Here is a 13,481-nt window from a genome sequence, read left to right on the forward strand (position 1 = left end):
TGGCTGATGCCATGTTGGACAACGCGGCGCTCAAGGACCTCGTGGGAAAGAATGTATGGTCCGCCCCGTCCGTGCAAGGGTCGTAACAGCAAAAATGACGCTTCCAGTTGCATAAATGTATCCGGCCTCTCGCTCGCGAACGACCGCGGGCACTTTACCGAAATCGGCGGCGCTTGGGCGCATCGGGACGGGCAGGGGCTCACCCTTCGCTTCACCCTCACTCCCGTTGGTGATGCCGATATCGTCGTGCGGGCCATCGCGGCCGAGCGGGTCGGTTGATGACGTTGCTTGCCGAGGCGCAGCGTGGAAGGTGAAGGTCGCTTGCTGCCTATTGTCCGGATGGTTTGAATGCTAGGTCTTATTTGGCTCCGAGTGCCGAGGACCGGAAAATCCATAAGCCGACTGACCAACGGAATGAATAGACCGAGCATCGCCCAAATGCGAACTTGTTAAACTCTCTATTGGGCCAGTGAGGCAGTTAGAACAGAAGCCGGACGGAATCGGCTAACTCCAAGGGAAGGACGACCATGCCTAGGCAGAAAGAGGGGCTCTCGCGGCGCCTGGACGAGAAGTCGCTGCTAGCTCGGCTCCGCAAGGTACAGGCGTGGCGCCGCGCGCGGCTCCAGCTCCTCGTCAATGATCCTGACATCGACATCAACGACCCGGGCCCGCGCTACGCCATCAAGGCCCGCAAAGCGCTACACGGAAGTCGCGATACGAGCCAAGGCGGTCCGCATGGGCCTCACTGATGGATAGCTCGAAGAGTAGGGCCTCTTCGCAGCTCAAATATTCGTCTCGGGTTCATCGCTTGTCATCCTCATTCGCCGCCAGCAGCGCACGGGCGTTGAACCCGGCGACATCTGACGCGAAGATCCATATCAGGCGCTTCTACGGCTTTCCGGCGGTTGCTCATTCCCACTGCAACGGTTCGGCAATTATCCGTGCCTTGGCCTGGTTGGAAGCAGGAGATCAGCGAAGCGAAGCTGACGCATGGCCGCGCTTACAGGACCTCGCGCCAGACTCTGAGCGTGCCGAGGATCTCGCCAAATGTCGGCATGCCCGCGTAGTAGAGCGCACTGCCAGCTTCATAGGCCTCCTGATAAAGCTTGCGGGTCTCCATGTCGGGGATCAGGAAGGCTGGGTTGGCCTTGATGTTCTTGTTGTCGGCGGACGGGAAATGGTCATTCTTGTGCTGCTTATAGGCGGCCGTCCCAATGAAGTTGTGGAGTGATCCCTTCTTCAGCAGGCAGTACACGTCATAGTAATGGCGCATGAAGTCTGTCGGCATCGCGCCAGTCGCCTGCTGCTTGCGGAACTTGGTCGAAATGGTCTGCAGTTTCTCAACCAGCGTATAGCCGGGCAGATAGCAGGGAACATCGACGGCCCGGTTGTCGATGACCTCGACCCGGACAGAAGCGTAGTCATAGGCCCACGACGAGATCGTCTTCGGTTCATTGGGGGTTACCTTGGCAAAGCCTGCCTCCAGCAGAACGCCAGTCCGCAATGCGCCGATCGGCGCCGTCGTGGTGGTGTAGTCGAGGCGGATGCCGGCGCTGAACAGCTTCTCATTGTCGAACTCATGGTCGCGCACCACCGATGTGATGCCGTCAATCTGGATTTTAGCGGCGAGACCATCGTAGAACGCCGCGCGGCTTTGAATATGCGCGGGCTTTGTCTGATTGGGACCGACCTTGACGTCCTGACCAGCTTCGGGCTCGATCCTGATATCGATATCCTCCGAGAAGCGGTCGATGATCTGAAAGCCTTTCGACAGCGATGTGCCGCCCTTCAGCTCGAAGCTGAGCCCAAGCTGCTGCAAGCCGAACAGGCCGTGCATGATCCAGTAGTCCTTCTCGACCAGAGCAGGATCGGTGCCTCGTTGAGCCGCCACAATACGGATCAGATCCGCGAACTCGGCGTGGTTGTGCAGATAGTCAGCTGGCATTGAGTGCGGGCCGCAGGACACCCTCGAAGAATTTCCGCGTCCGCGCGTTACCATAGTCGCGTACCGCGCGCCGCAGACGCGCGCGGTCCATCGCGGACGCGCGCTGCTTCACACGGCCAAGCACCTCATTCTTCGCTTCAGCCAGGCTATCGACATTGTTGACCAGATCGACCAGCAGAAATTCCTGCGAAAGCGATTTGGGAAAATGCGGTTTGACCCGGAACGCGAACTTTCGCCCCCCCAGCTGAAAATCCCCATGCCGCTTGTGATTATAGACCACCGTCTTGTCGTAAAGCTGGGTGGTGCCGACCCCAAGACCGTTATAGACGTTCGGCGAGGCCAAAAGGAAACGCCTGTCCTTTAGAAAGCCTCCGACCAGTTTCTCATCTGTCGCCGGCGCCGGCCCGAATGCCGTCTCCTTCGGATAAACGTAAAGACCTCCGGCCGCTTTCGTCAGCACCTTCGCGTCAGTCAACTGCCGAAGATGCCGGTCGACCGCGTTTGTCCAGCGCGCCACATCTTCGCGCCGGTAAACGCCGCCCGGTTTCAGGTGCCTCTTTAATTCCTCAAGCCTGGTCATGCCCGTCAAGATAGCAAGAAGCATGCCAAAACGCAAGCAATTTCATTGAAATTCCATGCAAGTCAAACAGTTAGAGGCATGAGATTGTTGCCCAAATGACAAGTATCGGCCGATCCGTCGCGACGCCTTCGGAAGGGAGCGGGCAGGCTGATGCCCCTGTCCAATTCGTCGCCGTCCTGCATTTCCCCAATGAAGCGCGTACTCTGTGCGCACCGATGAACCGGTACTGGCTTTATGCCGTACGGCGCGACTCTCGCCCGTGCGCCGCACATGGCTGCCTTTCTGAGAACCGGCAGCGGGCTTGAAGGATGCGGATTCGTCCGTGCGCCGGTGCGAAGACCCGTCAACGCTTCACCCTGTCGCTCGGTGACTGATCCCGTGCCATACTTTGCCGATCCGGACCGGGAGCCTGAACGGATGCGGATCAGAAAGCACAAGATTGCCGGCGATATCTATCTGCTACAGTTCGAGACCCAGTACGAGCTGGCGTCGAGTTTTCTGCGCCTACAGGAGCACTACGAGTCTCCCCACTTTCACGGGCGCATTTTCAGCCTCGAGCAATACATGGACTGGTATGCCAATCGCCACGGCAACTTCACCTACTATCAGGACTGGTCGGGTTTCAATCTGCCGTCAACTGCGTTGCAGCCATTCTACGAGGGCAAGTTTGATCCATTGAGTGAGAAGGAAAAGCGCCTGCTCGCGCTGTTCCGCAGACTGCGCAAGCCGTTCTATATCATCGGCATCTATGGCCATGGAGCCAGCAGTCTACGCCACGAGCTGGCACACGCACTCTATTTCGTCGATCATGCCTATCGCGATCGCGTGCGTAGGGCGATCGATGGCTACAGCACGAAAAAGCTCGAGCGAACCATCGCGGAAGCCGGTTACGCAAGGCATGTGATTCCCGACGAGCTCCAGGCCTATCTGATCGCACCGTCAGAAAAGCTTGCCCGCGGCTTTCGCGCACTGGCGCCGCTGCGGCGAAAGCTGCGCGGCATTTTCTCGCAGCATTCACGGACATTGTCGCTGCCGCGTCTCAGCTGAATTTGGCGCTGATGTACTCGATCGCACGCTGCTGGCGGAAATAGTTGCAGTGCCAGACCGTATCCGAGGTGCCGAAATCGCAAATGTCAGCGGACATCCTCAAGGCAAAATCAGTATCACCGAGATCGGTCATCGAAGCCGTATCGACCACGAGGTCGTTGGCGCCCTCGAAGATTTCATCCGCAGCGAGGTCTCCGATCCGCGCGGCGCGAAAATTGCGCCAGAACCTCCAGCCCGGGTCCGCCGTCTCGAAGTTGGATTGGATCGCAAAATAATTCGGCTGCACCGCGCATGGTCCCAGGCGAAGCCGGTTGAGCTCGTAATTGTTGGAAACCGCGGACTGGGCGGACAATCCCGGAACCAGCGTGACCAGCGCGTCCAGGATCGGCGTCTTTGCGAGCGCGCCGGTCACCGTAACGATGACTTCAACCAGCTTGCCGCCAACCCAAAGAAACGGGTTTGCCGCGCCAGCAATCTTCAACGTCGCCTCCGCGTACGATCCGATGTTGGCCACGAGGCTCAACGCGGTTTGCAGCTTGTCCGGCGCCGCAAGTGAGGTTCCGTGCAACGGAGAGCCGGCAAAGACCACCCGTACCGGCATATCCGGAGTCGGCAAAAGCGAGCTCCCGAAGGCCTCGAGCCACCAGCGCACGATCAGGCCGCCGCGGCTGTGCGCTACGACGTCAATTCGTCCGGAAGAGCCCGCGAAAGCCCGTCCGAGCTCGAGTGCATTGATGACCGGACTGACCGCGAGCGTCGGGTGCTCGAAGAACAGCACGCGATCATACTTGCCGTTCATGGCGGTTTGCAGGAACGCTTCACCGCTGGAGGTGGCAAGAAATTCGTTCAGCATATTTGTTGCGTTGGAAAAGGTGCCGTGAACGAACACCAGCGTCCGGCCCTCGAACGGTCCCTTGGTGTCACTCGGATCGAACGCGAAGGGCGACATGTGGTCGTTGGTCTTTCGCAACGGTCGCAGTCGCGAGCGTAGCGAATCGTCCAGCGCCTGGTTCAGCCGTCGGTCGATCGCCGAAATCGCAGCCACGACCTTGTTGGGAGCGAGCACTGGGAATTGCTTGGTCAGGACGACGGTGCCGGGCGGACCTGCAAGTACTCCTCGCGAAGCGCGGCGGCGCCGCGAAGGCAGATCGGGTCCCGGAATGCCATCGCGCCAGTAGAGCACTCCATTCTCGTCGACCAGAGAAACCGTCTTGATCGGATCACTCAGCGTGTTCGCGACGCGGCGGCGCCGGCGCCGCAACCCCGCGATCGACTCGCTGTCGGCGTCGTGGGCAACGTAGAGGCCCGAAAACAGGTCTTCGTTGGCTTCGGCAGCGCCGATTTGAGCCTGAAATCGCGCGGGATCGTCGGCATAACCTTGCGCCATGGTAGGTCCTCGGGGGCTAGTCGCTGATAATCGGAAGAGGCGTAACCGGAGGATCGGCGGTGCGCGCAAGCTGGATATCGAGGAGACTGTCAAACTCCTCAGGATTGCGCAGATTGGCCCGTCCCTCGTCGATGGCCGCCTGGAAGCTGTTCGCTCCCGTCAAGAACGTCGCCTCGATCATGACGAGATCGCCCGAGGTGACATAAGCCAGGATCTCAGCGAAGTTGAGCCGGGTCAGCCGCCATCCGAACTTGTCGACATAGGGCTTTCCGGCAGTGCGTCCGACCTTGTCTCCGACCCTCGGGACGGTTGCGGGCGTCTTGCTCACAACGACAAGGTCGTCGTGGGTTATGTCCGAACGCCAATAGCCCACGAAGGCGTGCCCGGAGAGCAGGACCACGACCGGATAGATCCCGACATATTCGAAACAGGCGGCAAGAAGCAGCGCAAGATCAATGCAGGTGCCACTATTCGACTTCAGGACTTCGGTCGGCGTGCGCAGCCGCTGGGTCTGCCTCGAATAGGCCGGCGGCGGGTTGATGTATTGCAGCCGGTATTCGTTGACGATCGCCGTCCACAGCGCCTGGATCTGCTTGTCGACGCCCGCAGCCTCCTCTTGGTAGCCGTCAAAGCCCGCGGCGGGATCGTCGGTGATGCCGATCAGATAGCGTCGGGCGGAATTGACGATCTTAAGGATCGCAGGATCGCGCGGCAGTACGAACGACGGCAGCCATGGATTGTTGTTGGTGTCGTCGAGCCACTCATCGACCGGTATGAGTGTCACCCGCCGGGTTTCTTCATAAGCCGTGTGGCCCTCGCAGCAGACCTTCACGTAGACGGTGGAGTGAACGCGATCATGCAGGGAGCGCGTTAGCACCGAGGTGAGGGGAATGGTCACCAGTGACGACAGGTGAAGCTGCAGATCTGTAAGGAGCGGGATCGTCTTCCGGTAGGGATAGTGCTCGGTGCCGACAAAAAGCTCGACCTGGACGGTTACGTCCCGCACGGATTGTGGTGTCAACCGTGTCAAGGTCAGCTTCCTCAACAATTCGCGATTGTTATGAAGGAGCGAATAGTTGATCGTGTCGTCGACGTCGAAGTCGACCTGGAGAATCTTGTCTGCTGGCGACGGGCCTTGTTGCGCGCGCTGCACCCTTGCACTTGCGATCGCCATCATCGCGCCGTCACCCGTTTCGAGGTTGTCCGCTGGCGTGGCTGCTTTGCCGGTGCGCGATCATCGAAAACGCTCCGCCCCATCCAGATCACAATGGATGTACCGTGGAGGTTCTTCCCGCTCACTTTCTGCCAAGCATTGAGGAAAGCTTCCGAAATCTTGAGGATCGAGCCCGTCGGGTGGCACCAGGACCAATAAAATTCCTGGAAGAAGTTTTCCGCAACTTCGTCGTCGATCTCGTCAAGAAATCCCAGTGCGACATGCGCGCCGCTCTTCACCAACTCGCGTCCGATCCGCGCTCCGGAGTAGTACAAGTTCAAAGTAACGATGCGAGGCGGTCGGTTTCCCACCAGCGTCTGCGCGAGCTGGTAGAACGAGACCGGTAACTCGCTTTCGGTGCCTTCCCAGAGGATCATGCCGTCCTGCAGGCGACCATGCGCATCCACGACCGCCTTCAGCCTGTCAGGGTTGTCATTTTCGAGGTCCGCATAGAAGTCCTCGATGAACCATCCAGCCTGGTGGTTGTCGACGCCGGTGATGTGCACGGCTTCCCAACTGCCGGTACGAACCTCGCTTTTCAACTGACTGACGGACGGCGTCCTGACCGTTTTCCAGTCGGGCGACCGGGGCGTTTTCTTGCTACCGACGCCAACGGCCGCCGCAATCCGTTCTTCCTCGTCCTCGAAGGAGTATTCGTCATTCAGGCGGCCGGGCGCACTTTCTACGAACAGCACACTCTTGGGCGGGTGCGGCGCGACCGGGTCTAAGCCGTTGCGCAAGAGCCGCGTGATCAGGAGCGAGCGAAAGCGGCCTTGGATACGTGTGGCAGCGCTTATCAGATATTCCCACGGCATTTCTGATGCCGCTTCGTAAGCATCCCCATCGTCGAAACCACTTGGATCGAGTTTGACGAACTCCACTTCAATGCGATCAGCCGTCGCCAGGCTCTGCAGCTGCGCCTCGGAAATACCGAGCGAGCCAAGATCCTTGACGGCGCGTTCGCCGAGCCTGCCACGCAGATCCGTGTCTTGGGCCCAGCGCGCCCGTACCCGCAGGATGTAATTCCATTGCTGTGTGACGCGCGCGAGCCGTTCCAGCTTGGTGACGGGGGCCTCGAAAAGCTCTCCGTTCAACAGGGCACGGACCACAACGACCGGTTTGCTGGAATGGCCAGGAGCGGCAGCTGCCTTGTCTTTGGGACGTCTTGCCATGCCACTGGCCTTTTCAATGCTTGTGCTGGGGTTCGATGGCGCTCTGCAACTTGTCGCCATCGGCACCAAGCCGAACAAACTAAAGCTACGCGCCGCTGCGGCACGCTAGAAATATCGATGAAGCCTCAAGTCAAACCAGCCTCGAATAGTGCAATCTCTCGCAGGCTCGGTGCAAATCCATATGTCAGTCAAAAACAAGTCTCGCGCACGAATAGCACAAATGTCCGCCTCTACCTAGAGTATGTTACGCGCTTCAGCCGATTTTTTTTGATGCGGCCTTTCGCGTGGGATACCGATTCAAGCCATCCCACGCGATGGCTACGGCCTTGCCCGGAAACTGTTCTGCAAGATGCTGAGCTGAGTGTTGATCCCGCTGGTCAGCTGCTGCTGCAGAAGCAGATAGGCCTTCAGATTGGTTGGGCGTTTCTCGGCCCTCGGTACAATGCCACGCGTCAGCTGCGCCAGTGTCGGCAGCAGCATCGGCTTGCCAATATTGGGACCACGCGCAAACGAGAGCGTAATCTTGTCCGTGTTGACCTGGGATAGTCCCCCAAGCCCTCCGGGTCCATTGAAGTGGACCAGCGCCCAGGTGGGCCCGACCGCGCTCACGCTCTTGGTCACGAGAAACTGGATGGTGCCGCCGAAGACACCATCGGACGTTTTCTCCATATCAAGCCCTTCGGATCGGGCCGCCATGGCGACAAAGTCCACGATCCCGAGCGTTCCGGACAAATTGGTATCCGCTTCGGGACAATCGTGCGCCGTCAGACCCAATGACTTTGGATCAAGACCCGCCTTCGCCGCCAGCTGGTACGAATACCAATCGATATAGATCTGACGGGTCGAGAATTGCAGGTTTTCCGTGAATGTATGATCGCGGGACTCGCTCAGGGTGCCACTCGCACTGAAGGTGAATGACGTCAAGGGATTCATATACGACAACGTTGGCGTGAGACCGCCGGATTCATTGACGTCGATCGACATCGCGACCAGCACGTCAAAATCCTGATTCACCAGAAAGCGGCCGTAGATATTCGGTGGCGCACTGGGATCAGGAATGTCGGAGCGCACCAGATCTCTAATTTCGCATTGAATGCGCTCGACGATCGTGGTGACGGTCGGATGGCCGACGCTTGTGTAGGGCACATCATAGTGTGGTACAGCGCAACCACTTACTACCGATGCAAACGCAAAAGACAAAATACAGGCAAGCGCCTTTGATTGCCGCATGGCTCAGCTCAATCGTTTGTCGAAAAATGGCTTAGGTAATAAAAATCTACGTTAGCTCAGGCGCACGAACCCGGATTCCATTGCCCCGTGCCGCCGCGTTGTATGCCAAGCCTGGTGCATTGCTGCTTGGTCACATTGGGGACCTGTTCGGAGTGATCGTCATAGACGATGGTGCAGCAGCCGAGCCCGCCCTTGGCGGCTTTCTTCGCGGCCTTCCTTGCTGTCGCTTTCGCCGTTTTCTTCTTGACGGCGGTCTTTTTCGCGGAGGCCTTCTTCGCCGTCTTGCTCTTCTTTGCGCTGGCCTTTGCTTTCTTCGCCTTTGCTTTCTTTGCCTTCTTCGCCATTGCTTGCCCCCATCTTGCGCGTGCCCCACGCTGGTACCGTCAATCAGAGTAACTACACGCAAAAGTGCAAGCCTAAGACTTCGGCAACTTACAAAAAGAAGCGGTGTGTTGCCGATGGGCAACTTTGGGTGGCGTGCCTCGATGAGGACATCAACTGCGATCCGAAGCGGTCGCTATGCGCTGCGATCAACCGCGGCGATCGCTATCGGGATTTGGCTCGCCACTCTTGGTGATGCAGTCGCAGCCGACCAACGCTGCGGCTTTTAGCCATTGTGATCGCGATCTTGGTTCTTTGCAGGTTCGCTCGCAGCCATCTGCCGCTTCCAGCAATCGCATCAAGCCGTAGCCCTCGGCCATGCCGCTCCTTGGTTTGCGCGTGACGTCAAGGATCGCGGGGAGCATGGCGGTTGTCGCCTTGGCGTCAATCGCCGGCCCGCACCACTGACGCCTTCGGCGTCACCGGGTAGGCGATGACGCCTGCGGCTTTGGCGACCGCCCTCGAGCTCCCGCGTTCTTGAGACGCGCAAACCAACAATAGGAGCTAGATCATGGGACTCGATATGTACGCCTTTGCCGTTGCCGATTTGCGATCACAATCGATCGATCACGAATATCTGCTCGGACAAGCCACAGAACTGCACTATTGGCGCAAGCATCCGGACTTCCACGGCTGGATGGAGCGGCTCTACCGCCTTCGGGGTGGCGCGGCCGAGGACTTCAATTGCGAACCGGTTCAGCTCACATCTGCAGATCTTGACCGGCTTGGGCTCGACATCCTGCAGAATGCCTTGCCACATACCGTCGGCTTCTTTTTTGGTGAATCCGATGGAAGCGAACGTGACGACGATCTCGCATTTGTCGCCGAGGCTCGTCAGGCGATTCAAATCGGTTTTCCGTCGCTGCGATCGGTACCGATCCTCAACAGTCCCGTGTCCTCACCTCGCGCCGGGTCCACCTACCGAAGGCGCTCGGTATCGATCCGATCAATGATCTCAACAGCGCGTGGGGTGCGGCCTTCTGGAGGACAAGTCATCGGATCCACTGTTCGTGCTCGCGCTGATGGACGTGGTCGGTAAGACGATCGACCTGTGGAACGTTGCGAATGGCACTTCCGACGAGGTAAAGCAGCAGGTGGGGACCGAGAAAGAACTGTCAGAACCAGCGCGTCTACGTCGGAGCGCGGACAAATGGCAACGGCAAGAACCGGGATGTGGTCGCCCTCGAGCCACAATATCGCGCGCGCCCGCTCGACGGCGTGTGGGCCACCGCGCCATATCTGCACAACGGGTCCGTCCCGACCCTGAAGGACATGCTGTTGCCTCAAGGCCGGCGACCGGGGTCGTTCTGTGTTGGCAGCCGGGAATACGATCCGGTCAATGTTAGGCTTGTTGCAAAGAGCCTGCCCGGCGATGGGTGTGCCGCGGGCCTGACCGACTTCAACGTGTCGTAGCTCGGAAACAGCAATCGCGGACATTCGTTCGAGGGCAAAGAAACCGACGTGACGAAGCTGCCGCCTGGAGTGATCGGGCCGGAATTAAGCGATGAGGATCGGCGCTCGCGGCCAACACAACGGCTCAAGGGCTGTCATAGTCGGGTTCCTCTTCCGCCGGCGACGCAAGGCCATCAGCAGAGGCCATTCGTCAATCCCTTTGCCGCTCGTGGCGGCAGACGTTGTTGGGATTTGAGCCCGCCATTCGACGGGTCATGCTACATTCGTCAGCATCATCCCAACAACATGGAAAAGCGACGGAGGAATGGACGCACAAGCAGGCGCGGGTCGCTTAATTCGCGCGCGGTCCATAGACAGCTGGGTAAGGGGCAGCGGGCGCGAACAAAAATCGATCGCGAATGACGTCCCCGTTGGCGTCGATCAGCTTTTTTGCGATGGCGGGCAACTCGGCGCTGGCCCGAGCGTAGTCGTCCAGCTCGATCGGCCTTTGCCCTGTCGCCGGAGGCGGAGCATTCAATCGAACGAGTTGATCGCGACCGATCAGCAGTCCTGCTTGACCCGTCGCATTCTGACTTTGCAAATGCATCGCCGACGAGATGATCTCCTTCCAGTCCCACAGGCCACCGTAAAGTATCTGTCCTTCGCTAAATCTGATTTCGGTGTCGCCCGTTCCCAAGGATAGGATGTGGACCTGGCGGCGTTGGAGCTGATAGCAGACCAGCGCATCAACCAGGCCGATCATAACTGGATTATTGGCCCAGACCCCGCCATCGGCGAACATGCGTTGACCGCTCTTGTATACCGGAAAATAGGTCGGGGCAGCTGCCGTCGCCATCGCGGCCGTGACCATGTCTTCCTTCCAGTCCATCTTGTAGTCGGGATGGTGAGGCGTCTTGAACACGTTGACTTCAGTGAAGCCGTCGAACGAGGGAATGCACAACCTTCGCTCCGCATCGCCGATCTTAGATGAACCGAAGATCTCCGTGAGCGGCCTTTCGAGCTCTGCAGGATCGTATCGATGATGTCGCGTACTGTGTATCCAGCGCCATGCCTTGCGAATGTTGAAAACGTTGTAGCGCGCCGGCGGGAACACCCGGTCGCCATGTTCAATATAGAGGTCGAGAATGGCCTTTGCGGTCTTCCCGATTGCTAGACCCAACGCAATGATGCCACCGGTCGACGTGCCCGTGATCAAGTCGAAGTAGTCGCCGACGCAGCGTGCGCCGAGGTAGCGCTTCTCGATCTCGCTCAGCATCGCCGCAGGCAATATGCCGCGGATACCGCCACCGTCGATCGATAGGATGCGAAAGGGCTTGTCAGCCGGCCAAGGCAGCGGTTCGCGAAGCCCGGGCAGGGTTCCGCTAGAGCGGCGTGGCGGCTGGCTCAAGGCGCTTCTCTTCGCTCTCGCGGGTCACATGACGACCGCCGCCAAGCCATTTCTTTGTCACCAGCCATCCCTCATAAAAGTAGAGCCACTGTGCCGTCCAGTGGATGGTCGTGTCTGCGATCAGGTCGCTGATATCCCACTCCCGCAGTGTCGGACTGAAGAGACACAGGTAGGGCTCGGCCGATTGGTCGCTGCTCCAGTAAACGTGCGGGATTGGTCCCTCATCGTAATCCGGATGGCGCTCGAGCCGCGGCCTCAATATCTGAACGCGCGGCTGGGCGTCATGAAGCGTGATGTTCTCGAGCACCATTGGAATGCGATGCTTCACACGCACCAGATGTTCGCGTTTATCCGGCGCCAGCACACCATGCCACTCCACGTGAGATGGACCCTGGTCGACAATCGCAAAGCCCGGCCAGCGTTCAGCCATGGCCTTGATCTGTTCATCAATGGTCGTCACTCCGACAGCTCGCCTCCGCCTTCGCGTGTTGCCGCCTTGGCCGCCGTCGAGGTTGCGCCGGCCACGGCGGGGGCCGCCATTCCGGCGACCTTGCCGGTCTTGCTGAGATGCATGCGGTTGGCATCCATCTCGCGACGCCGGGCTTCGAGGTTGCTCTCGATCGCGTAGGATGCCGCGGTTTCGCCGAACAGCCGCTTCAAAAGCTCAAGCTGTTGCGCAAGACTGAGGCTCTCGTTCCGCAACCGGTAGAGTTCGACGATCAGGCGGCGGAGATCGCCATCATACAGATCCTGCGCGGTCCTGTTCTCGGGCCAACGGTCGGTGAACTCGTCGACCTTGTAGGCGGGATTGAATACGCGCAGCGTGCCGCGGGGACCGTCAGTTTCCTTCAATCGCGCGCGAATGTGGCTTGCGATGGCGACAACCTCATCGAGAAGGCTGGGCTGGACGGCACCAGCATCGAGCGCCATCGCGGCGAGGGCGACCGACGGCGGCTTGCGGCCCTTGCGGCTCGGCGAGCGCCACACGATGTCCCGGTTGCGCTTCAACAGTTGCAAGGCCACGACGCGCGCGGACTTCTCCTCGATGGGAACATGTTGGGGCATCGGCTGGGTCTCGGCCTTCTCGACGATCTCGCCCTCAACCAGCAGACGACGGCCCTTGAACAAATCGTGGAAGGCCGGGTCGTATTCGATCTGGTCGTTGAAGTGCTTGGCGAAGCCCCACGGGTTCACCTGCTTGTGGTAGGACTCGGCCGTGTCACCCTTGTAGTGGAACAGCTGGCCAGCGCGCTCCGGCCCACCGATGCGTGCAATCGGCATCAAGTCGACGGTCGTGCCATCGCCGTACTCCACGGTGACACAGCGGCTGTTCTGCCTAACCTTGCCGTGATAGCGGCTGCCTTCGTCACCGTTAATGGCATCAAACAACAGCGCGAGAATCTCTGATGGCGCGCTGTCACGCGCGACATCAAGCTCGATGACGACGTCGACGTCATGCTGATCCTCGGCAACCCGGGAGGCGATGGCCGTGCCGGTCGCAAAACTCCCGCCGGGGTAACATTCGATCACCTTATGCTCGAGCGGGCTGCCCTCCCGGTCGACATGCTGGCACAGCGCCCGAAAATTCGTTTCGGCCTGTTCATGCTTGGTCCTGGTCAGCTGGACGCGGCGGGCGACGTCCATCAGCAGCGCATCGTAATCGGTAAGGAGGGGCCATGGCCCAGGATAGGCGACGTTCATAAATTGCAACTCCTTGGCGACTGCC

At 59.4% G+C, this 13,481-nt stretch carries 13 protein-coding genes; 3 read left to right on the forward strand and 10 right to left on the reverse strand.

Features of this window, described 5'->3' with window-relative positions:
- Positions 1-1,000: 1,000 nt before the first annotated feature.
- Positions 1,001-1,945, reverse strand: a complete 945-nt coding sequence (locus AC628_RS00930) for a nucleotidyl transferase AbiEii/AbiGii toxin family protein (protein WP_074124886.1) — start codon at positions 1,943-1,945, stop codon at positions 1,001-1,003.
- Entirely contained in the window at positions 1,935-2,549 is a 615-nt protein-coding gene (locus tag AC628_RS00935) for a hypothetical protein (RefSeq protein WP_245320964.1), read from the reverse strand. The genes AC628_RS00930 and AC628_RS00935 overlap by 11 nt, the downstream gene beginning before the upstream one ends.
- A gap of 246 nt (positions 2,550-2,795) precedes the next feature.
- On the opposite strand from AC628_RS00935, the gene AC628_RS00940 reads away from it, so the two are divergent.
- On the forward strand, positions 2,796-3,572 hold the full coding sequence (locus AC628_RS00940) for an ABC transporter ATP-binding protein (protein ID WP_245320965.1): 777 nt from the start codon (positions 2,796-2,798) through the stop codon (positions 3,570-3,572).
- Here the strand turns inward: AC628_RS00940 and AC628_RS00945 are convergent.
- The 5 genes from AC628_RS00945 to AC628_RS43670 all read right to left on the reverse strand — a co-directional run bounded on the left by AC628_RS00945 (position 3,565) and on the right by AC628_RS43670 (position 8,918).
- Complete coding sequence (locus tag AC628_RS00945; RefSeq protein ID WP_245320966.1) at positions 3,565-5,028, reverse strand: esterase/lipase family protein; 1,464 nt, start codon at positions 5,026-5,028, stop codon at positions 3,565-3,567. The two genes, AC628_RS00940 and AC628_RS00945, sit on opposite strands and share 8 nt — an antisense overlap.
- Positions 4,976-6,136: a transglutaminase-like domain-containing protein gene (locus AC628_RS00950; RefSeq protein ID WP_245320967.1), complete on the reverse strand. Its 1,161-nt coding sequence runs from the start codon at positions 6,134-6,136 to the stop codon at positions 4,976-4,978. The genes AC628_RS00945 and AC628_RS00950 overlap by 53 nt, the downstream gene beginning before the upstream one ends.
- Positions 6,133-7,344: a hypothetical protein gene (locus AC628_RS00955; RefSeq protein ID WP_074124896.1), complete on the reverse strand. Its 1,212-nt coding sequence runs from the start codon at positions 7,342-7,344 to the stop codon at positions 6,133-6,135. Before AC628_RS00955 ends, AC628_RS00950 begins: the two co-directional genes overlap by 4 nt.
- Positions 7,345-7,662: 318 nt before the next feature.
- Positions 7,663-8,574, reverse strand: coding sequence for a hypothetical protein (locus AC628_RS00960; protein WP_143201364.1), 912 nt, complete (start codon positions 8,572-8,574; stop codon positions 7,663-7,665).
- A 56-nt stretch (positions 8,575-8,630) separates the two neighbouring features.
- Positions 8,631-8,918, reverse strand: coding sequence for a hypothetical protein (locus AC628_RS43670; protein ID WP_074124902.1), 288 nt, complete (start codon positions 8,916-8,918; stop codon positions 8,631-8,633).
- A gap of 548 nt (positions 8,919-9,466) precedes the next feature.
- On the opposite strand from AC628_RS43670, the gene AC628_RS44690 reads away from it, so the two are divergent.
- The gene (locus AC628_RS44690) at positions 9,467-9,994 is read left to right on the forward strand and encodes a hypothetical protein (RefSeq protein ID WP_210190139.1); all 528 of its coding nucleotides are present in this window, start codon (positions 9,467-9,469) and stop codon (positions 9,992-9,994) included.
- 134 nt (positions 9,995-10,128) lie between these two features.
- Positions 10,129-10,368, forward strand: a complete 240-nt coding sequence (locus AC628_RS45930) for a c-type cytochrome (protein WP_349510094.1) — start codon at positions 10,129-10,131, stop codon at positions 10,366-10,368.
- 331 nt (positions 10,369-10,699) lie between these two features.
- Here AC628_RS45930 and AC628_RS00975 read toward each other — a convergent pair whose 3' ends face one another.
- From AC628_RS00975 to AC628_RS00985, 3 genes are read right to left on the reverse strand one after another with little or no spacing between them, the layout of a single operon-like run.
- Entirely contained in the window at positions 10,700-11,755 is a 1,056-nt protein-coding gene (locus AC628_RS00975; protein WP_074124907.1) for a CBASS cGAMP-activated phospholipase, read from the reverse strand.
- A complete protein-coding gene (locus tag AC628_RS00980) occupies positions 11,730-12,215 on the reverse strand; it encodes a type II CBASS E2 protein (protein WP_083632508.1) in 486 nt (161 codons plus the stop codon). Before AC628_RS00980 ends, AC628_RS00975 begins: the two co-directional genes overlap by 26 nt.
- The gene (locus AC628_RS00985; protein ID WP_074124909.1) at positions 12,212-13,456 is read right to left on the reverse strand and encodes a nucleotidyltransferase domain-containing protein; all 1,245 of its coding nucleotides are present in this window, start codon (positions 13,454-13,456) and stop codon (positions 12,212-12,214) included. The genes AC628_RS00980 and AC628_RS00985 overlap by 4 nt, the downstream gene beginning before the upstream one ends.
- Between the last annotated feature and the right edge of the window lie 25 nt (positions 13,457-13,481).

The organism is Bradyrhizobium sp. NAS96.2, assembly GCF_001908235.1.
Lineage (GTDB): Bacteria > Pseudomonadota > Alphaproteobacteria > Rhizobiales > Xanthobacteraceae > Bradyrhizobium.